Here is a 23466-nt window from a genome sequence, read left to right on the forward strand (position 1 = left end):
ATACATTTCTTTGAAGAGAATTCATTAGTTCACGTCAATCATTTTTGTAATTTTGTAGTATGCTAGTTTACAGTAACTATGCAGGAAATTAGTCTTTCATTGAATTCTAAAATCAAATAGGCTATAATTTTTTTTAAATGAAGAAAATTCAAATGGTTGACCTTAAAGGTCAATATGCTGGCATAAAAGATGTCGTTAACCCTTCTATTCAAGAAGTAATTGAAAACACAGCATTTATTAATGGACCAAAAGTTCATGATTTTCAAAAAAACTTAGAAACATATTTAGGTGTAAAACATGTTATTCCATGTGCAAACGGGACAGATGCATTACAGATAGCTATGATGGGTCTTGGTTTAGAGCCAGGAGATGAAGTTATTACTGCCGATTTTACTTTTGCTGCAACTGTTGAAGTTATTGCACTTTTGAAATTAACACCAGTTTTAGTTGATGTTAATGAAGATGATTTTAACATTAATATTGAAGCTATAAAGCGCGCTATTACACCAAAAACAAAAGCGATTGTGCCTGTTCATTTATTTGGGCAATGCGCTAATATGGAGGCTATAATGGAAATTGCAAAAGCGCATAATCTATTTGTAATTGAAGATAATGCTCAGGCTATTGGTGCTAATTACACATATAGTAATGGTGCTAAAGTGAAAGCCGGAACTATTGGACATGTTGGAGCAACTTCATTTTTCCCTTCTAAAAATTTAGGTTGTTATGGCGATGGTGGTGCTATTTTTACTAATGATGATGATTTAGCACATACCATTAGAGGTATTGTAAATCATGGTATGTACGAGCGTTATCATCATGATGTGGTTGGTGTAAACTCAAGATTAGATAGTATACAGGCTGCTGTTTTAGACGCTAAATTACCGCATTTAGATAATTATAATAAGGCAAGACGAAATGCAGCAAGAAAATACAATGCTGCTTTTAAAAATATTGAAAGTATAACAACACCTAAAACAGTAAATGGTTGCGAGGGTATTTGTGATACTTGTGATTGCCACGTTTTCCATCAATATACACTAAAAATAAAAGGTATTGATAGGGATGCTTTAGCTAAACATTTAAATGACCAAGGAATCCCTTGTGGGGTATATTACCCAATTCCACTTCATAGACAAAAGGCTTACTTGGATGAAAGATATAATGAAGCGGATTTTGAAGTGACCAATCAATTGGTAAAAGATGTTATTTCTTTACCAATGCATACGGAATTAGACGACGAACAAATAGAATACATTACATCAACAACTATAAAATTTATAAATGGATAAAATATTAGTAACAGGTGGTTTAGGATTTATCGGATCGCATACGGTTGTAGAATTACAAAATGAAGGTTATGAGGTGGTTATTATTGATGATTTATCAAACTCATCAGAAACGGTTTTAGATGGAATTTCGGCTATTACTGGTAAAACACCAATTTTTGAAAAACTAGATTTAAAAAACAAATCAGGAGTTGAATCTTTTTTTGCTAAACATAATGATGTAAAAGGTGTGATTCATTTTGCCGCTAGTAAGGCTGTAGGAGAGAGTGTTAAAGAGCCTTTGTTATATTATGAAAACAATATAGCAACCTTAGTTTACATTCTAAAAGAATTAAAGAAATTACCTTCTGCGGCATTTATATTTAGTTCTTCTTGTACCGTTTACGGTCAAGCCGATGAGTTACCAATTACAGAGAGTGCTCCTGTTAAACAAGCTGAGTCACCTTACGGAAATACAAAACAAATAGGTGAAGAAATTATTCAAGATACTTGTAAAGTTGTACCCACATTAAAAGCCATTGCACTGCGTTATTTTAATCCAATTGGTGCACATGAATCTGTTGAAATAGGTGAGTTACCAATTGGTGTGCCACAAAACTTAGTGCCATTTATAACACAAACAGCTATTGGTTTACGTCAAGAATTATCAGTTTTTGGAGATGATTATCCAACACCAGATGGCACATGTATTAGAGATTATATCCATGTGGTAGATTTAGCTAAAGCACATGTTATTGCATTAGGGCGATTATTGAACAACAAAAATAAATCAAATTATGAAACTTTTAATTTAGGAACAGGTAAAGGAAGTTCAGTATTAGAAGTTGTTAAGTCTTTTGAGAAAGTTTCTGGTGAAAAATTAAATTATAAGATTGTTGATAGAAGAGAAGGTGATATTATTTCAGCGTATGCTGATACCAATAAGGCTAATGATGAACTAGGATGGAAAACGAAATTATCTCTTGACGATGCTATGCTTTCTGCTTGGAAGTGGGAACAAAAAGTTAGAGCTAAGTAAAAAATAAATATTTAGTATAAATGTAAAAGGTCGTTAATTTAAAATTAGCGACCTTTTTTTATGGATTAGTTTTCTTCTTATTAAAACTCATAAATACCAAAATAATCATACCAGAAGTTACAGATAAATCGGCCAAATTAAATATACCAGTTCTGAAAACTCCACCAAGATCTATAAACAAGAAATCGGTAACTTTTCCAAAGACTATTCTGTCAAAAACATTAGCAATACCACCGCCTATAATACTTGCAAAAGCAAAAAGCGACCAGTTATCTAAGGATTTGTCTTTGAAGATATGGCGAAGTACAAAACCTAAAACTAATATTGGTAGAATAAGTAATAAGATGATTCTAAGCGTTTCATTCAATTCACTACCCATACCAAGAAAAGCACCTGTATTTTCAACATGCATTAAAACAAAAGCATCGCCAATTAAAGGAATGCGTTCACCAGGATTTATTTCTGTTCTGAGTATTATGTTATCTCTAACAAGTACTTTAGAAATTTGGTCGACTGCTATAGTTAAAACAATGACTAATATAATGTAGATGGAGCGTTTGCTTAATTTCATTTAGCTGTTGGTTTCAAAAGTTGCAGAAACCGTTTCTGATGCTCTGTTAATCTTTTTTACTAAACCTTGTAAAACTTTGCCTGGGCCAACTTCTGTAAATAAGGTGGCGCCATCAGCTATCATTTGCTGTACAGACTGTGTCCAGCGCACTGGTGCTGTTAATTGAGAAATAAGATTTGCTTTTATTGCTGCCTCATCAATAACAGCATTAGCCGTTACATTTTGATAAATTGGGCAGTTAGGTTTGCCAAAAGTTGTGTTTTCTATGGCAGCAGCTAACTCCTCACGTGCTGGCTCCATTAAAGGTGAATGAAAGGCGCCACCAACGGGTAATACCAAAGCCCGACGCGCACCTTCTGCCTTTAAAGCTTCGCAAGCTTTATTTATAGCCTCTACTTCTCCAGAAATAACTAATTGTCCTGGGCAATTGTAATTTGCGGCCACAACAATACCATCGGTAGTTGCGCATACTTTTTCAACCACATCATCATCTAATCCTAAGACTGCGGCCATAGTACTTGGTTGTAACTCGCAAGCTTTTTGCATAGCTTGAGCACGTTGCGATACTAATTTTAAACCATCTTCAAAATTCAAAGCGCCATTGGCTACTAAAGCTGAAAATTCACCAAGTGAATGTCCTGCAACCATATCTGGTTTGAAACTATCGCCTAATGTTTTTGCTAAAATTACCGAGTGTAAAAATATGGCTGGTTGGGTGACCTTGGTTTCTTTTAAGTCTTCTGCAGACCCTTCAAACATAATGTCGGTGATGTTGAAGCCTAAAATTTCATTGGCTTGTTCAAAGAGTTCTTGTGCTAAAGGTGAGTTTTCGTAAAGGTCTAAGCCCATTCCTGAAAATTGTGCGCCTTGCCCTGGAAATATGTATGCGTTCATTTTAGTTAGTTTTTTGTGGGGCTAAAATAGGAATAAATCTTTAGAAGAAGTAACTATGTTTTTTGAAAGTTCTGAGTTTTGCGTTAGGGATTGCAGTGGAAAGCCCACAGCTTGTGCGCCCTAGCGCAGAAGCGAGGACTTGTAACGAAAAGCCCGACTTTTTGCGATCCTGCAAGGTTTCTAAAAACCTTGTAGGTATGAGTAAAAAGTAACGCCCAAATTATTACATTATAAATTCCCAGTTGCCGCCTCAGCACAACGCTCCCCATCCATGGCTGCAGAAACAATACCACCTGCATAACCACCACCTTCTCCACAAGGATATAAATTAGAAATTTGAGTGTGCTGTAATTGCTCGTTTCTAGGAATGGAAACTGGCGATGAGGTTCTGGATTCTACACCAACAACATTGGCCTCTTCGGTATAATACCCTTTCATTTTTCTTCCGAAAGCTTCAAACCCTTTTCGTAATCTACCACCAATAAATTTAGGCAACAAAGAGTGCAGTGGCGCTGATTTTAATCCCGGTTGGTATGATGTAGGATTTAATTCCGGCGATAGCTTTCCTTCAACAAAATCTGTTAATCGTTGCGCGGGTGCTGTCTGACTTCTGCCACCTGCAGTGAATGCTAAACGCTCTAATTTTTTTTGGTATTCTAAGCCTTTTAATGCGCCAAATTGTTCGTATTTGTGTAAGTCTGTATCGGCATTTATTTCAACTACAATTCCAGAATTAGCATATAAATTATTTCGTTTTGAGGGCGACATACCATTTACAACCACTTCGCCATTGGCGGTAGCAGCAGGTACGATAAAACCGCCTGGACACATGCAAAATGAATATACGCCACGGTCTTTAACTTGTTCTACTAAACCATAAGAAGCTGCTGGGAGTAATTCATGGCGATCACCAGAGCAATGGTACTGTATAGAATCTATAATATGTTGCGGATGCTCAACACGAACGCCCATAGCAAAGGATTTTGCCTCAATAGCAATGTGTTTTTTATGAAGTAGATAAAAGATATCGCGTGCAGAATGTCCGGTTGCTAAAATGACTTTTTCAACTGGTATTTCTTCGCCATTTCTAAGTTGAATGGCTTTAATTTTATGGTCTTTAATTATGAAATCGGTGACACGCGTTTCAAAATGAATATCGCCACCATATTTTAAAATAGTTTCGCGAATATTCTGTACCACTTTTGGTAATTTGTTGGTTCCAATATGCGGATGTGCGTCAATTAAGATTTGATTTGTAGCGCCATGAAACACAAGGTTTTCAAAAATACGACGTACATCTCCACGTTTTAAACTTCTGGTGTAAAGCTTACCATCACTATAAGTGCCTGCTCCGCCTTCGCCAAAACAATAATTAGAATCTTCGTTTACAAAATGGTCTTGGTTTATGGCTTTTAAATCTCTACGGCGGTCTTGCACGTTTTTACCACGCTCTAAAACAACGGGTTTAAAACCGAGTTCGATACAGCGTAAAGCAGCATACATACCAGCTGGACCAAAACCGATAATATGGATAGGTTTGGCCTTTGAAACATCTTTGTAATCAAATTGATAGTCTGAAGTTTCTGGAAGCGGTTCTTTAATATATACAGCAACTTTATAGTTTAGAATAATTTTAGGCTTTCTAGCATCAATAGATTTTCGGAGTATTTTAACACCAGTGATATCTTTTCGGTCTATCTCTAAGGTAATCGCAGATTTTAAAACTAAAATATCTGGTTGTCCCTCTTCTTTGAGTGAAATACGAAGCTGTATGTCTTTTACCATGAGGCAAAATTAAGGAAATTTAGAACAGGAGTTTTAAAAAAGAATTTTTGAGTTTTGTTTATTTTTATGATAAAGTCAAATTACTTCCTCTCATAAGTCAAAAACGAAAACTCATAATCATGCCCTTCATCTTTCTTATGAAATGTATTTGCAGTTTCTTTCCAAACGGTAGAATCAATTTCTGGAAAATAGGTGTCTGCATCAAAATCATGATGCACGCGTGTTAGTTCTATTTTATCGACTAAACTCATGGCTTGCTTGTAAATTTGACCACCACCAATAATAAAAGGTTGAGAATCGTTTTTTGAGGCATCAATAGCATCTTTTAAACTATGCACGATAATAACACCTTGAGGCACATTGTAATCTCTCTGACGTGTAATAACAACATGAGTTCTATTTGGTAAAGGTTTCGGGAAACTTTCAAACGTTTTCCGTCCCATAATAATATGATGCCCATTTGTAAGTGCTTTAAAACGTTTTAAATCATTACTTAAATGCCAAATTAATTTATTTCCTAATCCAATAGCGTCATTCTCTGCGGCAGCAACAATAATGGTGAGCTCAGATTTTGTGCTTTTAGTTGTTTTATTTTGAGTGTCATTATAAACCTCACTTTGCGCCATTAAAGTTTCCTCTTTAACAAATCCTGCCTTAAGTTTTTCAATACGTTCTTGCTGTTTGGCAACTAATTTATCAAGTTGTTCTTTTTCCCATGCTTTACCCATAAATTTATTGGTAACAAACACGTTTAATAGGTGGTATATAAATAAGAATAGCCATAATAGAATAGCAAATACAAACCAATCAATATCAAAGAGTTTAAAATCTTTTCCAATACCTAAAACGGTATTAGCAATAATTAAAAAAACAGCACCAATTAAAAAGATGACAAAATGCGCATACAACCGCTTTTTTTGTTTTATACGTTTTTGAGCATTTTCAATAAGCTCTAATTGGTTTTTATCTATTTCTGGTATGGATTTCTTTTTTCCGAACATATTAGTAAAATAACAAGTGTAAAGTTAAAGTTTTTTACTGATACTTAATACAAAATTAAGAGACTTAAAAAATAGCTGTTAACGAAAACGTTTTAGTGCTAAAAACCATTGATAATCAGATATAAACGTGAATTTTTAGTTGATAATAATTTAAATTTTATACTAATTTTTTGTTTACTTTAATTATTTGTTAAACACAAATTGCCAAATTGATAATTCTTTAGAAGTAAAAGACTTAAATAGTTATGTGTAATAAATAGTTTATAAATTTGCAGTGTAATAAAACCTTTAAATAAAATACTTTAAATATAATATTATGGCTATTAAAAAACAATTTTTGAAAAGTAAACCAGTTTGTAAAGTAACATTTTCTATACCTGCTGAAGACGCAAAAAAAGTATCTGTTGTTGGATCTTTTAACGATTGGAATGCTAAAAAAGCACCCCTAAAAAAATTAAAAAATGGAACTTTTAAAGGGACCCTAGATTTAGAAGCAGGGGCTTCTTACGAGTTTAAGTATGTTGTTGATGGCGTTTACGTAAATGACGAAACTGCCGATGCTTATGCATGGAACGATTTTGCTGGTGCAGAAAATGGTGTTATAAACTTATAATAACTTCACTACATAAAGTTTAAAAGCACCTCGTTTTGGGGTGCTTTTTTTTGTTCCCTTGAGGGGGCTTTAGGGGTGTTTTAAGTCAAGAATTTAAAAATATTTTGGGCGTTACCCTAAAGGGTCGGGCTTTTCGTTACAAGTCCTCGCTTCTGCGCTAGGGCGCAAAAGCTGTGGGCTTTCCACTGCAATCCCTAACGCGGGTTGTTAATTTACTTGATTTATAAAAAACTTAAACAGCAACAACGCCCTTAATATGAGGGTGCGGATTATAATCTACCAAAGTAAAATCTTCGAAATTAAAATCAAAAATATCTTTAATTTCAGGATTAAGTATCATTTTTGGTAACGGACGAATATCTCTTGATAATTGTAATTCTAATTGTTCATAATGGTTGCTATAAATATGCGCATCTCCAAACGTGTGTATAAATTCTCCAGCTTCATAACCACAAACTTGTGCCATCATCATAGTAAATAAAGCATAAGAAGCAATATTAAAAGGGACACCCAGAAAGATGTCTGCACTTCTTTGGTATAACTGACAAGATAGTTTGCCATTTGCAACATAAAACTGAAAAAATGCATGGCAAGGTGGTAAAGCTGCTTTACCATTAGCAACATTTTCACTAAAACTTTTTGAAGTATCTGGTAATACCGAAGGATTCCAAGCAGAAACCATCATTCTCCGGCTATTCGGATTGTTTTTTAGAGCATCAACAACTTCTTTAATTTGGTCAATCTCATCATTGTTCCAATTGCGCCATTGGTGCCCGTAAACGGGTCCTAAATCCCCATTTTCATCAGCCCATTCGTTCCAAATACGCACGCCATTTTCGGTAAGATATTTAGTATTAGTATCACCTTTTAAAAACCAAAGTAATTCATAAACAATAGATTTTAAATGCAATTTTTTGGTGGTAACCATAGGGAACCCCTCACTCAAATCAAAGCGCATTTGATGTCCGAAAACACTTTTTGTTCCCGTTCCTGTGCGGTCTCCTTTTTCATTGCCGTTTTCTAAAACGTGTTTTACTAAGTCGTGATATTGTTTCATAATATTCCCCATGAAAATGGGGATCTCTTTTAATTAAACTTGATTTTTATAATCGAATCTCTTCGTAAGTTACTTCGACTGCGCTCAGCATGACAAAATACTGTTGATAAAAATAGAGAAAATAAGCAAAGATAGAGGTTCGTTTTTCAAACAAAATATCAGAAGTTATTAACGAATTTAATTTACGCTAAGGTTTCCCTTTTGGGGAATTAAAGGGGCTTTTTAACCAATAATCATACCAGCAATAGTAGCCGAAATTAATGAAGCAATGGTGCCCCCAATCAACGCTTTCATGCCAAATTTTGAAAGTGTTTTGCGTTGTCCTGGAGCTAGAGAACCAATACCACCAATTTGAATACCTATAGATGCAAAATTTGCAAAGCCGCAAAGCATATAGGTTGCCATAATGATAGATTTTTCGTAATTAAGATGTATGGCATTAGATGCCTCTTTTAAATCTCTTAATTGGATGTAGCCTATAAATTCACTAGCGGCTAATTTAATACCTAGTAGTTGCCCCATTAAAGCCATATCTTCTTTGGCAACACCAATAAGCCACATTAACGGAGCAAAAACATAGCCCAATATAAGTTCAAGAGATAAACCAGTATAAGACGTGTTATTGGTAATCCAACTATTTACTGACGAAACATCACCAATCCAACCAAGAATTCCATTAAGCATAGCAATAAACGCTACAAATACCAAAAGCATGGCTCCAACATTAACGGCTAGTTTTAAACCTTCAGTAGTACCGTTAGCGATAGCATCAAGAATATTCGACCCTATTTTTTCTTGAGACACAGAAACATCTGTATTAACAGCTTCGGTTTGTGGGTATAATATTTTTGATATTACAATAGCTCCTGGAGCTGCCATGACTGATGCTGCTAATAAATGTTTTGCGTAAAATAATCTTAATATTGGGTCATCACCTCCTAGAAACCCAATATATGCTGCTAATACCGCGCCTGCAACAGTTGCCATACCGCCAATCATAACTAAAAGCATTTCGGACTTATTCATTTTCTCTAAATACGCTTTTATTAGAAGCGGTGCTTCGGTTTGTCCTAAAAAGATATTTCCAGCAACGCTTAAACTTTCGGCACCAGATATTTTTAGAGTTTTTGAAAGTAACCAAGCCATTCCTTTTACTACTTTTTGAATGATGCCTAAATAAAATAAAACTGAAGTTAATGCAGAAAAGAATATGATGGTTGGTAATACTTGAAAAGCAAAAATAAACCCAAACGTATCCATGTCTACGACTAAGCCTTCAAACAGAAATTTACTTCCAGCTCTTGTAAAGTCTAAAACACTAACGAATAAACCACCTATAAATTCAAAAATCGTTTTAATCAATTCAACCTTTAAAACACCAATAGCAATAAGCAGTTGAAAGGCTAAACCAATACCTACAATTTTCCAATCTATGGCTTTTCTGTTACTACTAAAAAGGAAGGCAACAAAAATTAAAGTAATCATCCCTAAAACACCGCGCCATAAACTGTTTACGGAAAATCCTTGACTAGGAATTAAGGGGGTATTAGTTTGGTTACTGGAAGTAGTTTTAGAAACAGTAAGTACTTCTGCTTCTGAAAAATTTATTTGTGCTGAATCTATTAAAATTGTTTCAGTATTGGAAATGGTTTCAATTGTTTCGGAGACTTCTGTTTTATCTAAATCTTGAGCTATTATCGTTGATGTAAAACATAAAGAAATAACAGCAAAAAGAAAAAACAGTTTTTTCATAATAAAAATTAAGGATTACTCGCGTTGTGACATTTCATCACGGATATGAGCTGCTTTTTCATAATCTTCGTTAGCAACTGCTTCTTCAAGTAATGTTTGAAGTTCTTCTAAAGATTTTCCTTTAAAATTCTCACGGGGTTCGTTAGGTTCCAATTCATTGGCAACTAATTCGTCCATTAAAATACTATCTTGATTTTCATCGTCTTCATCTTCCTTTTTAGGGTTCACTTTTAAGTAAATACCAGCTTTGTCAAGAATGTTTTTATAGGTGAAAATTGGTGCTTGAAAACGAAGCGCTAATGCAATAGCATCACTAGTTCTGGCGTCAATAATTTCTTCAATTTTATCGCGTTCGCAAATTAAACTTGAGTAAAAAACACCATCGACTAACTTGTGAATAATTACTTGTTTGACAACAATATCAAACCTATCAGCAAAATTTTTAAATAAATCGTGGGTTAATGGGCGTGGTGGACTAATTTCTTTTTCCAAAGCTATTGCAATAGATTGAGCTTCAAAAGCACCAATAACGATTGGTAGTTTACGGTCACCATCCACTTCATTTAAAATCAAGGCGTAAGCGCCATTTTGGGTTTGGCTATATGATATGCCTTTTATATTTAATCTTACTAAACTCATAATTTATAAAAACACAAAGAACTGCTTAAATTAGAACTTTACCAACTGCACAAGGCATATTAAGTCAAAATGCTAATTTAAGCAGTTCTTAAGTATTATACCAATTATAATTTAAAATAACCCATTTAATTTGTTTCTATTTCATCTGAACAAACTATAATTCAAATTATTTATAACTCATTTTAAACCGTAATTGGTTTCACAAAAATTACTGTTGTGCTTTGAATGCTTTTAATTTTTCTATAAGTTCTGGAACGACTTGAAAAGCATCGCCAACAACACCATAATCTGCAGCTTTAAAGAAAGGCGCCTCAGGATCTGTATTGATAACTACTTTTACTTTTGAAGCATTAATACCCGCTAAATGCTGAATAGCTCCAGAAATACCAATGGCTATATATAAGTTTGATGCTACAGGCTTTCCTGTTTGTCCAACGTGTTCACCATGTGGCCTCCACCCTAAATCTGAAACTGGTTTAGAGCAAGCTGTTGCTGCGCCTAAAACATCAGCAAGTTCTTCAATCATGCCCCAATTTTCAGGTCCTTTTAATCCACGCCCAGCAGAAACTACTATTTCTGCGTCTGCTATAGTTACTTTGTCTGTAGCTTTATCAATGGATTCAACAGTAACTCCTAATTCTGGAATTGAAGGCGAAAAGTCTTCCTCAGAAGCACTTCCACTATGTTCAACTAAACCAAAAGCATTATTTGAAACTCCAACGATTTTTACGTCGGTATTAATCTGAGACATTTCAAAAGCTTTGTTTGTAAAAGCAGTGCGTTTTATAGTAAATGGGCTTGCGTTAGATGGTGCTTCAACAACATTTGAAGCGTAACCTGCTTGTAAACCAACGGCTAGTAATGGCGCTAAATATTTACTATCTGCTGAAGAGCTTATTACGACAACTTTTGCACCTTCTTTTTCGGCAGCCTGTTTAATAGCAGACGCATAAGCATTCGCATTAAAATTATCAAGTTGCGAATTGGATATATTTAAAATTTTATCCACTCCATAATTGCCCAAAGTAGACGTGTCGTTGGCATTTATTGTAACTGCCGTAACTGTTGTTCCTAATTGATTAGCAACCGCTTTTGCATAGGAAGCTACTTCGAAAGCTGCTTTTTTGAAAATACCTTGTTCTGATTCTGTATATACTAAAACTGACATAATATATTTTTCTTTTTATCATTCCCGTTTAGACGGGAATCTTATTATTTTTTTTTCTCCCCAAACACTCTCCTTCGGAGGGGCTTTGAATTTGTTTGTATTATATACCGAAAAATGGATTCGGTTTTTAGTCACGTTTCCTCCGCAATGATTTTCCCTCCTTTGGAGGGAATAGGGGAGGCTTATATCACTTTAGCTTCATTGTGAAGCAAGCTTATTAATTCGTCTAAATTATCTGGGGATACTAACGTAACGTCCCCTTTTTGAGCGGGTTTTTCAAATGAAACCGAAGATGTTTCAGGTTTCACACTCACAGGTTCAACAATATTTAAAGGTTTTTTACGAGCCATCATAATACCTCTCATATTAGGAATTCGCAATTCACTTTCTTCTACCAAACCTTTTTGTCCGCCAATAACTAAAGGTAGTGATGTTGAAACCGTTTCTTTACCGCCATCAATTTCTCTAACCGCTTTAACAGAAGTACCGTCAACTTCAAGTTCAATACAATTATTTACAAAATTGGCACTAATTAAACCAGCTACCATTCCTGGAACCATACCACCATTGTAATCAATAGATTCACGACCAGCAATAACTAAATCAAAACCACCACTATTAATAACGTTGGCTAATTGTTTCGCCACAGAAAAACCATCTGTTGCAGGTGTGTTTACTCTAATGGCTTCATCAGCGCCAATAGCTAATGCTTTACGAAGTGTTGGTTCTGTTTCTGCACCTCCAACATTTGCTACGGTAACACTAGCACCTTGTTTTTCTTTAAACCACATAGCTCGCGTTAAACCAAACTCGTCATTTGGATTAATAACAAATTGTACCCCGTTAGTATCAAATTTAGTATTTTCATCACTAAAATTAATCTTCGAAGTAGTGTCTGGAACGTGACTTATACACACTAATATTTTCATAATTTTTATGTATTAAAATGTCTTATTTTTTTGAGAGTACGAAGTTAATTATTTTATTCTGAATATTTACTATGCATGCATAGTAAATTTTAAAAAAATCTTTTGAAAGGGTATCTCATTTATTGTTATTTTTGTGATTCGAATAAAAATAAATTTTAATGAAGACAATTCAATTTAGAGAAGCTATTTGCGAAGCGATGAGCGAAGAAATGCGCAGAGATGAAAGCGTATATTTAATGGGAGAGGAAGTGGCTGAGTATAACGGTGCTTATAAAGCATCAAAAGGGATGTTAGATGAGTTTGGTGCTAAACGCGTTATTGATACACCAATTGCTGAGCTTGGTTTTGCAGGTATAGCTATTGGCTCTACAATGACTGGTAACAGGCCAATTGTTGAGTATATGACCTTTAACTTCTCTTTAGTAGGAATTGATCAAATTATAAACAATGCCGCGAAAATAAGGCAAATGTCTGGTGGGCAGTTTAAATGTCCAATCGTTTTTCGTGGGCCTACAGGGTCTGCTGGTCAATTAGGAGCCACACACTCCCAAGCTTTTGAAAACTGGTTTGCAAATACACCTGGTTTAAAAGTGGTTGTGCCTTCAAACCCTTACGATGCCAAAGGATTATTAAAAGCTGCTATTCGTGATGACGATCCCGTTATTTTTATGGAAAGTGAGCAAATGTATGGTGATAAAGGTGAAGTGCCAGAAGGGGAGTATATCATTCCAATTGGTGTTGCAGAGATTAAACGCGAAGGTACAGATGTAACGATTGTGTCTTTTGGTAAAATTATTAAAGAAGCCTACAAAGCTGCTGATGAATTAGAAAAAGAAGGCATCTCATGTGAAATTATAGATTTACGTACCGTTCGTCCTTTAGATAGGAAAGCAATTGTTGAATCTGTAAAGAAAACAAATAGACTTGTTGTTTTAGAAGAAGCATGGCCTTTTGGAAATGTAGCTACTGAAATTACATACTTAGTACAATCTGAAGCATTTGATTATTTAGATGCTCCAGTTGTAAAAATTAATACAGCTGATACTCCAGCGCCATATTCTCCTACTTTATTGGCAGAATGGTTGCCAGATTACACGGAGGTCATTAAAGCTGTAAAAAAAGTAATGTATAAATAAATCATATTTTTTCACGTTATATAAACTTCATTAGCACGATTGTTGATGAAGTTTTTTTGTATTATGAATATCAGATTAATTATTGCCCTTTTCTTCCTCGGTATATGTTCTGCATTTGCACAAACCAAAGTGAGTGGTTATGTATTTGATGAATATAATGAACCTGTATCTTTTGCAACCATTATTTTTAGTGGTTCTACTCATGGAACCATAACTGATGAGTACGGAAAATTTTATTTAGAATCTGATGAAACTTGGGAAGCTTTAACGGTATCTTTTATTGGTTATGAAACTTTAAATATTCCATTAGATAAAAAGGTGAATTATAATTTAAAATTCACACTTAAAGAGGAGGCTGCACAATTGGACGCTGTAGTTATCTTATCTGGAAAGCAATCTAAAAAAAATAACCCTGCAATAGATTTGCTCAGAAAAATTTGGGCAAGTAAACGAAGCAATGGTTTAAAACAATTTAAGCAATACGAATACGATAAATACGAAAAAGTAGAATTCGATTTAAATACTATTGATAGTGCACTTATTAAAAGTAAACTGTTTAAAGGCATGGAGTTTGTCTTTGAAGAAGTTGATACGTCTAGCGTAACAGGAAAAACATACTTGCCAATTTTTATAAACGAAGCCGTTTCTAAGGTATATGGCGATAACATTATTAATAAAAATAAAGAAGATTTACTAGGGAATAAAAACTCAGGGTTTAGTGATAATCAAATTATTATTGACTTTATAGACGATTTGTATACAGACTTCAACGTGTATGATAATTATTTGCAGTTTTTCGATAAAAGTTTTGTGAGTCCCTTGTCGAAAACAGGAATTAACACCTATAATTATGTTTTGTCTGATAGTTCATTTATTGATAATAAGTGGTGCTACAATATTATATATTACCCAAGGCGAAAAAATGAATTAACTTTTAAAGGTGATTTTTGGGTAGCAGATACTACCTACGCTATTAAGGAAATTAATCTTCAAGCCTCAAAAAGTGCGAATATAAACTGGGTAAAAGAGATTTATATCGAGCAAGAGTTTGAGGTATTAAGTGATTCCCTTTTTCTGGTAACTAGAGATTATATGCTCTCGGATTTTGCTTTTAATAAAAAAGAAAAGTCACGTGGGGTTTACGGAAAGCGCACAACCTTGTATAATAATTATAAGTTCGATATTGAAAAAGATAAAAAATTCTACGAAAAGGATGTTTATAATTACGATAAAGATATTTATAACAGAGATAATAAATTTTGGTCTGAAAATCGACTAGAAAAATTAAATAAAGATGAGCAGGGTGTCTATAAAATGTTAGATACTTTAAAAACGGTTAAAAAATTTAAGCGTCTTTATAACTTAGGAAGTATTCTAGCGTCTGGTTATATTGAGTTTAATACGTTGCCTTTAGATTATGGACCTGTATTTTCAACCTTTGGATTTAATGAAGTTGAAGGTATACGTTTGCGAACTGGCGGAAGAACTTATTTTGGACCTAATGATTTATGGCGACTAGAAGGGTTTTTAGCTTATGGATTTAATGACGATAAATTCAAATATGGTATTTCAGGGAAATGGTTACTTGATAAAAAGAGCCGACTGATTATCTCTGGAGGAAACAGGCGAGATGTAGAGCAAACAGGGGCTAGTTTAACAACGAGTACCGATGTTTTAGGCAGAAGTTTAGCATCTTCTTCACTAGTAGGAACGGGAGCTAATGATAAATTAACAAATATCAATTTAACTAGTGTAGCTATTGAAGCAGAACCTTGGCAAAATGTTATTTTTAGACTAGGCGGAAACTACAGGACTTTAGAATCTGCATCACCAACATTTAGTTTAGATTACAATACGCCAACAGGAATTGAATCAGAAATTAAACAATACGAAACCAACTTGTCGGTATCGTATTTTCCAGGTCGAAAAATGACTGGTTTTGGTGTTGAACGAAGAATAGCTAATGATGATTTTGCACGCCTTTTTGCTCAAGTAACTCGAGGTGATAAAAGTATTTTTAATAGTGATTTTGATTATACTAAAGTACAATTTTCATACACACAACCCTGGCAAATGGGCGGTTTTGGAAGATTGAATACTACTATTGAAGCTGGAAAAACTTTTGGCGATGTACCACTTGGTTTATTAAGTGTCATTCCAGGAAACCAAACCTATTTTTCAATTTATAACACCTTTTCTCAACTTGATTTTTATGAGTTTGTTTCAGATACGTATGCATCATTTCATTTTGAACATAATTTTAACGGTCGCTTGTTTTCAAGAATTCCTTTTCTAAGAAAATTAAACTTAAGAGAAATTATAAGTGTTCGAGGTGTAATAGCTGATATTTCAGCTGAAAATATCTCCTTAAGTAACGTTCCAAGCAATCCTAATAATCTTCAGTTAATAGCACCTTCTTCAGAACCTTATTACGAATACAGTTTAGGTATTGGTAATATTTTTAAAGTTTTTAGAATCGACTTTAATTTCAGAGGAAATTATAAAGATGAGGTGCTTTACCCAGATGCTAGAAAGTTTGGTGTAACAGGTAGTTTTGGGTTTTATTTTTAAACTACTTATTCTTTCGCTTTAATGCTTCTTTACGCATAGGCATAACGTCTATGGTGCTGAATAGTGCTTCACAGGTTAATAAATCACTTTGTCTTAATTTGATGCCACCGTCTAAACCAATTAATATAACTTCAAAAGGGGTGTTTGCTGTTTTGAATATTTTGTAGAGTTTTGATGAATCCTTCCATTCTTCATCCTTCAAGCCTGTAGTATAACTATGTTTTTTTATTTGGTAAACAATAAGTTTACGGTCTGTAAGTCCGTTTTCGTGTGTTTGCAATGTTTTAATTTGATTTTGAAAAGTGATACTATCTGAATCATCCGTTATAATTAATAAAACTCGGTTTTTCCATTGATGTGATGCTATGTTTTGAGACATACCCTTAGTAACGTTTATAATTGAAATTATAAAAAATAGGATTTTAAAAATCTTCATTTTTTTGGAACTTTTTTGGAAGGTTCGTTTACCGTTGATGTGTATGGAAAGTTGCGTGGTTAAGCAACTAAGTTAGCAAACATTTACGAACCTGTGAATATTCCGCAGGAATATTCGCAAGTAGGGAAGAACCTAGCAATTAGTTATACACGGCTTAAGTTAGGCTGCGTTTGTTCTAGGTAATTTATTTTCATCTTTTCTGAAAACAAAATTATTCAGTTTGAGAGAATTTCTACAAGCGTTGCTTATTCTATATTCTCGAATACAGAACCTTAGATAATATATAGAAGGTGATGAAATTAAAGTGATTATTGTAAAAATAAAGTAAGGTGACGCTGCCGTCGTTGGCAGAACCGAACCAAAGAAAAAGATAGAAAGAAGCAAACAATTAATAACTGATATTGAGAAAACTGTAATAAGAATTTTTCTTTGCCAGCGTTTCATCTCCAACTGATATTTTTTTATCAGCTTCCTTTTTTCTTTTGAAATCATACATTACGTGTTTTCTGCGAATCAAAATTAACACATAATCATCTAGCTATTAGGTATTTACTTGTTTTGTTGTTAACAATATTTTGGAATATATAGCATAAATTATTAATATCTTAATAAGATATCCTATTTTTATTGTATTTATGATGGAATATATCGTTATATTCTATTTAATTGTAAATATGTTATGAAAAGAGAAATAAGAATATATATATTAAAAGGGGTGAAAATTGATTTAGAAAATCAGTCAAAATCTGAGTATAATAGCTTAATCAAGGTCCACGCTTTTTATACAAATTTAAAGGAACTGTATGATAGCTTTGATTCTGATACGATTCAATCTTATTCGACAGTTGCTTCCCACATTCAAAAAGATGGTTTTTATCGAATCAGAGATGGTAAATATCGTTATGGTGAATCATTTGAAAGCTTTAATGAAATTACCATTACAAGGGCGTTAGCAAATAGAATATATCATAAAAGAACTTCAATTTCGCTTTCCGATTTAATACTAAAAGAGGCAAGCAGAATTAGTGAAGATGGTTTTACCGTTTTTAAGTGATTCAATGCTGCCTAATGTTTAGCAGATATGAAATCGTTTTAATGTTTTATATCTGACGGTAAACGAAGATAGCTGAAAATTTTTACAAAGTCAAGTTCTAAAAACAAAAAAGACCACCTGAAAAAGTGGTCTTTTGAAATCTATATTAGCTTCAAATTTTATAATCCAAAAGCAGCTTTCACTTGGTCAATATAATCTAATCTCTCCCAAGTAAATAATTCGACATCAAGCGTTACGTTTTCACCATTAGGCTGATAAAAAGTTTTAGTAACCGTTTCATTTTTACGTCCCATGTGTCCGTAAGCTGCCGTTTCGCTATACATTGGCGAACGTAATTTTAAACGTTCTTCGATTGCAAAAGGACGCATATCAAAAATTTCAGTTACTTTTTTTGCAATTTCGCCATCAGTCATATTAAAACCGCATGTGCCATAGGTATCAACAAAAATCCCCATAGGTTCAACTACACCAATAGCATAACTAACTTGCACTAAAATTTCATCTGCAACACCTGCAGCTACTAAATTTTTAGCGATATGTCTAGTCGCATAAGCAGCACTTCTGTCTACTTTACTTGGGTCTTTTCCAGAAAATGCTCCACCACCGTGAGCACCTTTTCCGCCGTAAGTATCAACAATAATTTTACGTCCTGTTAAGCCCGTATCGCCATGAGGTCCACCTATTACAAATTTCCCAGTTGGGTTGATATGATAAGTGATGTCATCATTAAACAATTTCTGAATGTTTTCAGGAAGATTAACAACTACTCTTGGTATTAAAATAGCAACAATATCTTTTCTGATTTTTGCAAGCATAACTTCGTCTTCATCAAAATCATCGTGTTGGGTTGATACTACAATAGCATCAATACGCTGCGGAACATTGTCATCACTATACTCTATAGTAACCTGACTTTTAGAGTCTGGTCTTAAATAAGAAATTGCTTTATTTTCCCGTCGTAATTCTGCAAGCTCTTTTAAAATTCTGTGCGACAAATCTAATGCTAACGGCATAAAGTTTTCGGTTTCGTTTGTCGCGTAACCAAACATCATGCCTTGGTCTCCGGCACCTTGTTGTTCTTTACTACCACGATCTACGCCTTGATTAATCTCCTCAGATTGTTCGTGAATTGCAGAAAGCACACCACAAGAATTACCGTCAAACATATATTCGCCTTTGGTATATCCAATCTTATTTATAGTGTCTCTAGCTATTTTTTGAACATCTAAATAGGTTGTGGATTTTACTTCTCCAGCAAGTATAACTTGTCCTGTTGTTACTAAAGTTTCGCAGGCTACTTTTGATTCTTTATCAAACGCTAAAAAATTATCAATTAAAGCATCACTAATTTGATCTGCTACCTTGTCTGGGTGTCCTTCAGAAACACTTTCTGAAGTGAATAAATAAGCCATATTTTTTATTTTATCGTAAGATTTGACGATAACGTCGAAGGAAGTTTACACTGCCTTTAGCATTTTTGCTTGTGCTGAACTTGTTTCAGTATCTTTTAAAGATAATATTGAAGAAATAAGTTTAATACAAAGAGGTTGCAATCAGTCAAATCTTTCCTCTATTATTTTGTGAGCACAAAAGTAAAAAAATAAAAGAATATCTAGGTTGATTTTTTGTTTTTTCAGTAAATAATTGGCTGTTAAAATTTATTTATTAATATTTGTACCACTAAGATGAAAAAACAATTTTTAAATAGCATTTGTGTCATTGTAATTGTGAATATTTTACAACGTTAAGGGATGGTATTTTAGAAAAATAACTTTTAGAAGCCTTCCTGATTTTGGAAGGCTTTTTTTATGTATTTTTTTTCGTTTTTGAACATCATAAAATAAATGATTTAAAAACTTGAATATCAGTATATTGCATGATTTTTATGGGCTATGAATTTAACCTAAAAAAGTAAAGGTTATTCTATTTAGAAACTCTAATAAATTAATTTCGACAACTTGTTTAATGTAAATTGAATAATTTTTATTAAAAATCTTAAATAAGCAATAGAATAATCAAAAAAAAAGGAAAAAAGCGAATTTTTTTGTAACAAATATGAAAAAACTTAATAAACATAGTAGAAGGTTAACGCAAGACGAATCTCAACCAGCTTCTCAAGCCATGTTATATGCAGTTGGTTTAACTGATGAAGATATGCAAAAGGCCCAAGTAGGTATTGCTAGTACAGGGTACGACGGGAATCCATGTAATATGCACCTAAATAGTTTGAAAGATGAAGTGAAAATTGAATGTAATATAGCTGGATTAGTTGGCTTAGGCTTCAACACTATAGGTGTAAGTGATGGTATTTCGATGGGAACATCGGGTATGAATTATTCGTTGGTTTCTCGCGATATTATTGCAGATTCTATCGAAACTGTAATGAACGCTCAAAGTTATGATGCATTAATTGCTATTGTGGGTTGCGACAAAAACATGCCTGGATCTATAATTTCTATGTTGCGTTTAAATCGTCCATCAATAATGATGTATGGTGGTACCATTGCGTCAGGAAAATACAAAGGAAGAAAATTAAATATTGTTTCTGCTTTTGAGGCCTTAGGTCAAAAAGTGGCTGGTGAAATTGATGAAGAAGAATATAGAGATATTATAAAAAGCGCTATCCCAGGAGCAGGAGCTTGTGGAGGTATGTATACCGCAAATACTATGGCTTCAGCTATAGAATGTATGGGTTTTGCATTGCCTTATAATTCTTCAATCCCTGCTGAAAATCCTAATAAATTATCAGAAAGTGAAAGGACAGCTAGGGCCATAAAAAATCTTTTGGAATTAGATTTAAAACCATTAGATATTATTTCTAAAAAATCTATTGAAAATGCGATTGCATTGGTTAATGCCTTAGGAGGTTCTACAAATGCGGTTTTACACTTTTTAGCTATAGCACATGCTGCAGATATTGATTTTACATTAGAAGATTTTCAACGTGTTAGTGATAGAACGCCGTTAATAGCCGATTTGAAACCTAGCGGAAAATATTTAATGGAAGATGTTCATGGTGTTGGAGGTACTCCTGCAGTGATGAAATATCTATTAGATAACGGCTATTTGCATGGTGATTGTCTAACCGTTACAGGAAAAACATTAGCCGAAAATTTAGCAGATGTTGATGCGCTTACGTTTGAAGATGATAGTCAAGATGTTATTTTTCCAAAAGACAAAGCATTAAAATCTTCAGGAAACTTACAAATTCTTTACGGTAACTTAGCCTCTGAAGGTGCTGTAGCAAAAATATCAGGAAATGAAGGGCTTTTGTTTGAAGGAAAAGCTGTCGTTTATGATGGAGAACAAGCTGCAAACACGGGAATTTCAAATGGCGAAGTAGAAAAAGGAGACGTTGTTGTTATTCGTTATGTAGGTCCTAAAGGCGGGCCAGGGATGCCGGAAATGTTAAAACCAACCTCATTAATAATGGGTGCTGGTTTAGGAAAATCTGTAGCGTTAATTACAGATGGTCGTTTTTCTGGAGGAACACATGGGTTTGTCGTCGGGCACATCACCCCAGAAGCTCAAGAAGGAGGAGCTATAGGTCTATTGAAAACGGGTGATAAAATTAAAATTAGTGCCGAAGATAATTCCATAAACGTATTGCTTTCTGATGAAGAACTAGCAGAAAGAAAATCACAGTGGATTCAACCGGAATTAAAACACAAAAAAGGAATTTTATATAAATATGCAAAATCAGTAGCATCAGCTTCTAAAGGCTGCGTAACTGACGCATAATAAATTGTTATTTCTGCGCAGGCAGGAATCTCATCATTAAACGTTGAGAATATGAAAACACAAACAATTAACAATAAAAAAGAAGTGGCAGAAAAAACGCAACGTATAACAGGTAGCGAAGCTATTGTAAGAAGCTTGATGGCGGAAGGCGTTGATATTCTTTATGGATATCCTGGAGGTGCTATTATGCCGGTTTATGATGAATTATACAAATTTCAAGATCGAATTCATCATGTATTAACTCGTCATGAACAAGGTGCGGCACATGCGGCCCAAGGGTATGCACGTATATCTGGTAAAGTAGGAGTTGCTATGGCGACATCTGGTCCAGGAGCAACTAACTTAATTACGGGAATCGCAGATGCTCAAATAGATTCTACACCAATCGTATGTATTACAGGGCAGGTGTTTTCTCATTTATTAGGGAGCGATGCATTCCAAGAAACCGATATTGTTGGTATTTCTACACCAGTTACTAAATGGAATTGTCAGGTAACAAAAGCTGAAGATATTCCAGAGGCTATTGCTAAAGCATTCTATATTGCGAAAAGTGGACGACCAGGACCTGTATTGGTTGATATTACTAAAGATGCTCAAGTTTCTGAGTTAGACTTTAAATATGAAAAATGTACGGGTATAAGAAGTTATAAGCCTATACCTAAAACAAGTCAAGAGTCTGTTAACGCTGCCGCAGAATTGATTAATAATGCTAAAAAACCCATGATTGTTTGGGGGCAAGGTGTTGTTTTAGGGAAAGCTGAAGCAGAACTTAAAGCTGTGATAGAAAAAGCTGGAATTCCTGCGGCATGGACTATTTTAGGTGCTTCGGCATTACCAACATCGCATCCTTTAAATATAGGTATGGTTGGGATGCATGGTAATTATGCGCCTAATAAATTAACGAACGAATGTGATGTGTTAATTGCTATAGGGATGCGTTTTGATGACCGTGTTACGGGGAGTTTAGATACCTATGCAAAACAAGCTAAAATTATTCATTTCGATATTGACCCTGCAGAGATTAATAAAAATGTTCAGGCCGATGTTGCTGTTTTAGGTAATTCTAAAGAAAGCTTAGCGATGCTATTAGATGCGTTGAATAAAAACGCACATGAAGCCTGGTTACAAGAGTTTAAAGATTTATATGCTATTGAATTTGAAAAAGTAATTAAAGGCGATCTCCATCCTACGAAAGAAGGGTTGACTATGGGTGAGGTGTTAAAGCAAATAAATGTTGAAAGTAAAGGTAACGCAGCAATTGTTTCGGACGTAGGGCAGCATCAAATGATTGCTTGTAGATATGCTGATTTCAACGTTTCAAAAAGTAATATTACTTCTGGAGGATTAGGCACTATGGGGTTTGCACTTCCAGCAGCTATAGGCGCTAAAATGGCAGCGCCAGATCGCGAAGTAGTAGCGATTATAGGAGATGGAGGTTTCCAAATGAATATTCAAGAGTTAGGTACTATTTTTCAGCAAAAAACAGCTGTTAAAATTGTGGTATTAAACAATGAGTTTTTAGGAATGGTGCGTCAGTGGCAACAATTATTTTTTGATAAGCGTTACGCGTCTACCGAAATGACAAATCCAAATTTTATAGCTATTGCCGAAGGGTATTATATAAAAGCGAAAAAAGTAACCAAACGTGAAGAATTAGCCGAAGCTGTAAAAGAAATGATGGAATCAAAAGAATCCTATTTCTTAGAGGTTTGTGTTGAAAAAGAAGATAACGTATTTCCAATGATTCCATCGGGAGCATCAGTTTCAGACGTACGTTTAAGTTAATAAAGTAGAATTAAGAATTGAGAACAA

19 protein-coding genes are annotated in these 23466 nt (G+C 34.2%); 8 read left to right on the plus strand and 11 right to left on the minus strand.

Features of this window, described 5'->3' with window-relative positions; all coding sequences use genetic code 11:
* The first annotated feature begins 137 nt into the window (after positions 1-137).
* Positions 138-1292, plus strand: coding sequence for a DegT/DnrJ/EryC1/StrS family aminotransferase (locus tag P8K68_RS13465; protein ID WP_300251970.1), 1155 nt, complete (start codon positions 138-140; stop codon positions 1290-1292).
* Positions 1285-2307: a UDP-glucose 4-epimerase GalE gene (galE, locus tag P8K68_RS13470; RefSeq protein ID WP_300251972.1), complete on the plus strand. Its 1023-nt coding sequence runs from the start codon at positions 1285-1287 to the stop codon at positions 2305-2307. Before P8K68_RS13465 ends, galE begins: the two co-directional genes overlap by 8 nt.
* Positions 2308-2365: 58 nt before the next feature.
* On the opposite strand, the gene lspA is transcribed toward galE, so the two are convergent.
* From lspA to P8K68_RS13490, 4 genes are all read right to left on the minus strand, one after another.
* Entirely contained in the window at positions 2366-2878 is a 513-nt protein-coding gene (gene lspA, locus P8K68_RS13475) for a signal peptidase II (RefSeq protein WP_300251974.1), read from the minus strand.
* Positions 2879-3772: an ACP S-malonyltransferase gene (fabD, locus tag P8K68_RS13480; RefSeq protein WP_300251977.1), complete on the minus strand. Its 894-nt coding sequence runs from the start codon at positions 3770-3772 to the stop codon at positions 2879-2881. It lies immediately after the preceding gene.
* Positions 3773-4000: 228 nt separating this feature from the next.
* On the minus strand, positions 4001-5557 hold the full coding sequence (locus P8K68_RS13485; RefSeq protein WP_300251980.1) for an FAD-dependent protein: 1557 nt from the start codon (positions 5555-5557) through the stop codon (positions 4001-4003).
* A gap of 80 nt (positions 5558-5637) precedes the next feature.
* Positions 5638-6558 carry a dihydrofolate reductase gene (locus P8K68_RS13490; protein WP_300251983.1) on the minus strand — a complete coding sequence of 307 codons (921 nt, stop codon included), beginning with the start codon at positions 6556-6558 and terminating at the stop codon, positions 5638-5640.
* Positions 6559-6874: 316 nt separating this feature from the next.
* On the opposite strand from P8K68_RS13490, the gene P8K68_RS13495 reads away from it, so the two are divergent.
* A complete protein-coding gene (locus P8K68_RS13495; protein WP_300251985.1) occupies positions 6875-7171 on the plus strand; it encodes an isoamylase early set domain-containing protein in 297 nt (98 codons plus the stop codon).
* Between the two features lie 232 nt (positions 7172-7403).
* Here the strand turns inward: P8K68_RS13495 and P8K68_RS13500 are convergent, their stop codons facing one another.
* The 5 genes from P8K68_RS13500 to P8K68_RS13520 all read right to left on the minus strand — a co-directional run bounded on the left by P8K68_RS13500 (position 7404) and on the right by P8K68_RS13520 (position 12716).
* Entirely contained in the window at positions 7404-8228 is an 825-nt protein-coding gene (locus P8K68_RS13500) for a thymidylate synthase (RefSeq protein ID WP_300251988.1), read from the minus strand.
* Positions 8229-8450: 222 nt separating this feature from the next.
* Entirely contained in the window at positions 8451-9980 is a 1530-nt protein-coding gene (locus P8K68_RS13505) for a nucleoside transporter C-terminal domain-containing protein (protein ID WP_300251991.1), read from the minus strand.
* Positions 9981-9995: 15 nt separating this feature from the next.
* Complete coding sequence (locus P8K68_RS13510) at positions 9996-10619, minus strand: bifunctional nuclease family protein (RefSeq protein WP_300251993.1); 624 nt, start codon at positions 10617-10619, stop codon at positions 9996-9998.
* A gap of 208 nt (positions 10620-10827) precedes the next feature.
* Positions 10828-11787: an electron transfer flavoprotein subunit alpha/FixB family protein gene (locus P8K68_RS13515; protein ID WP_300251996.1), complete on the minus strand. Its 960-nt coding sequence runs from the start codon at positions 11785-11787 to the stop codon at positions 10828-10830.
* Positions 11788-11969: 182 nt separating this feature from the next.
* The gene (locus tag P8K68_RS13520; protein ID WP_300251999.1) at positions 11970-12716 is read right to left on the minus strand and encodes an electron transfer flavoprotein subunit beta/FixA family protein; all 747 of its coding nucleotides are present in this window, start codon (positions 12714-12716) and stop codon (positions 11970-11972) included.
* A gap of 158 nt (positions 12717-12874) precedes the next feature.
* On the opposite strand from P8K68_RS13520, the gene P8K68_RS13525 reads away from it, so the two are divergent.
* Positions 12875-13852: a pyruvate dehydrogenase complex E1 component subunit beta gene (locus P8K68_RS13525; protein WP_300252002.1), complete on the plus strand. Its 978-nt coding sequence runs from the start codon at positions 12875-12877 to the stop codon at positions 13850-13852.
* 63 nt (positions 13853-13915) lie between these two features.
* Positions 13916-16423, plus strand: a complete 2508-nt coding sequence (locus P8K68_RS13530) for a DUF5686 and carboxypeptidase-like regulatory domain-containing protein (protein ID WP_300252004.1) — start codon at positions 13916-13918, stop codon at positions 16421-16423.
* A 1-nt stretch (position 16424) separates the two neighbouring features.
* On the opposite strand, the gene P8K68_RS13535 is transcribed toward P8K68_RS13530, so the two are convergent.
* On the minus strand, positions 16425-16859 hold the full coding sequence (locus P8K68_RS13535) for a DUF4174 domain-containing protein (protein WP_300252007.1): 435 nt from the start codon (positions 16857-16859) through the stop codon (positions 16425-16427).
* A 679-nt stretch (positions 16860-17538) separates the two neighbouring features.
* Here P8K68_RS13535 and P8K68_RS13540 point away from each other — a divergent pair.
* The gene (locus tag P8K68_RS13540; protein ID WP_300252010.1) at positions 17539-17913 is read left to right on the plus strand and encodes a hypothetical protein; all 375 of its coding nucleotides are present in this window, start codon (positions 17539-17541) and stop codon (positions 17911-17913) included.
* Between the two features lie 158 nt (positions 17914-18071).
* Here the strand turns inward: P8K68_RS13540 and metK are convergent, their stop codons facing one another.
* Positions 18072-19325 (minus strand): methionine adenosyltransferase, encoded by a 1254-nt coding sequence (gene metK, locus P8K68_RS13545; protein WP_300252013.1) that lies wholly within the window; start codon positions 19323-19325, stop codon positions 18072-18074.
* Positions 19326-19968: 643 nt separating this feature from the next.
* On the opposite strand from metK, the gene ilvD reads away from it, so the two are divergent.
* Together ilvD and ilvB are read left to right on the plus strand one after the other, a co-directional pair.
* A complete protein-coding gene (gene ilvD, locus P8K68_RS13550) occupies positions 19969-21654 on the plus strand; it encodes a dihydroxy-acid dehydratase (RefSeq protein ID WP_300252015.1) in 1686 nt (561 codons plus the stop codon).
* Positions 21655-21705: 51 nt separating this feature from the next.
* Positions 21706-23439 carry a biosynthetic-type acetolactate synthase large subunit gene (gene ilvB / locus P8K68_RS13555; RefSeq protein ID WP_300252017.1) on the plus strand — a complete coding sequence of 578 codons (1734 nt, stop codon included), beginning with the start codon at positions 21706-21708 and terminating at the stop codon, positions 23437-23439.
* Positions 23440-23466 lie beyond the last annotated feature (27 nt).

Source organism: Algibacter sp. (genome assembly GCF_029245835.1).
Taxonomy (GTDB): Bacteria; Bacteroidota; Bacteroidia; order Flavobacteriales; family Flavobacteriaceae; genus Algibacter_B.

Excerpts from the sequence above, each read along its gene's own strand:
- P8K68_RS13500 (WP_300251988.1), bottom strand. The coding sequence starts at position 8,228 with ATGAAACAATATCACGACTTAGTAAAACACGTTTTAGAAAACGGCAAT.
- P8K68_RS13525 (WP_300252002.1), top strand. The coding sequence starts at position 12,875 with ATGAAGACAATTCAATTTAGAGAAGCTATTTGCGAAGCGATGAGCGAA.
- P8K68_RS13535 (WP_300252007.1), bottom strand. The coding sequence starts at position 16,859 with ATGAAGATTTTTAAAATCCTATTTTTTATAATTTCAATTATAAACGTT.
- galE (WP_300251972.1), top strand. The coding sequence starts at position 1,285 with ATGGATAAAATATTAGTAACAGGTGGTTTAGGATTTATCGGATCGCAT.
- fabD (WP_300251977.1), bottom strand. The coding sequence starts at position 3,772 with ATGAACGCATACATATTTCCAGGGCAAGGCGCACAATTTTCAGGAATG.
- metK (WP_300252013.1), bottom strand. The coding sequence starts at position 19,325 with ATGGCTTATTTATTCACTTCAGAAAGTGTTTCTGAAGGACACCCAGAC.
- P8K68_RS13540 (WP_300252010.1), top strand. The coding sequence starts at position 17,539 with ATGAAAAGAGAAATAAGAATATATATATTAAAAGGGGTGAAAATTGAT.
- lspA (WP_300251974.1), bottom strand. The coding sequence starts at position 2,878 with ATGAAATTAAGCAAACGCTCCATCTACATTATATTAGTCATTGTTTTA.
- ilvB (WP_300252017.1), top strand. The coding sequence starts at position 21,706 with ATGAAAACACAAACAATTAACAATAAAAAAGAAGTGGCAGAAAAAACG.
- P8K68_RS13465 (WP_300251970.1), top strand. The coding sequence starts at position 138 with ATGAAGAAAATTCAAATGGTTGACCTTAAAGGTCAATATGCTGGCATA.
- P8K68_RS13510 (WP_300251993.1), bottom strand. The coding sequence starts at position 10,619 with ATGAGTTTAGTAAGATTAAATATAAAAGGCATATCATATAGCCAAACC.
- P8K68_RS13490 (WP_300251983.1), bottom strand. The coding sequence starts at position 6,558 with ATGTTCGGAAAAAAGAAATCCATACCAGAAATAGATAAAAACCAATTA.
- P8K68_RS13515 (WP_300251996.1), bottom strand. The coding sequence starts at position 11,787 with ATGTCAGTTTTAGTATATACAGAATCAGAACAAGGTATTTTCAAAAAA.
- P8K68_RS13505 (WP_300251991.1), bottom strand. The coding sequence starts at position 9,980 with ATGAAAAAACTGTTTTTTCTTTTTGCTGTTATTTCTTTATGTTTTACA.
- P8K68_RS13495 (WP_300251985.1), top strand. The coding sequence starts at position 6,875 with ATGGCTATTAAAAAACAATTTTTGAAAAGTAAACCAGTTTGTAAAGTA.
- ilvD (WP_300252015.1), top strand. The coding sequence starts at position 19,969 with ATGAAAAAACTTAATAAACATAGTAGAAGGTTAACGCAAGACGAATCT.
- P8K68_RS13530 (WP_300252004.1), top strand. The coding sequence starts at position 13,916 with ATGAATATCAGATTAATTATTGCCCTTTTCTTCCTCGGTATATGTTCT.
- P8K68_RS13485 (WP_300251980.1), bottom strand. The coding sequence starts at position 5,557 with ATGGTAAAAGACATACAGCTTCGTATTTCACTCAAAGAAGAGGGACAA.
- P8K68_RS13520 (WP_300251999.1), bottom strand. The coding sequence starts at position 12,716 with ATGAAAATATTAGTGTGTATAAGTCACGTTCCAGACACTACTTCGAAG.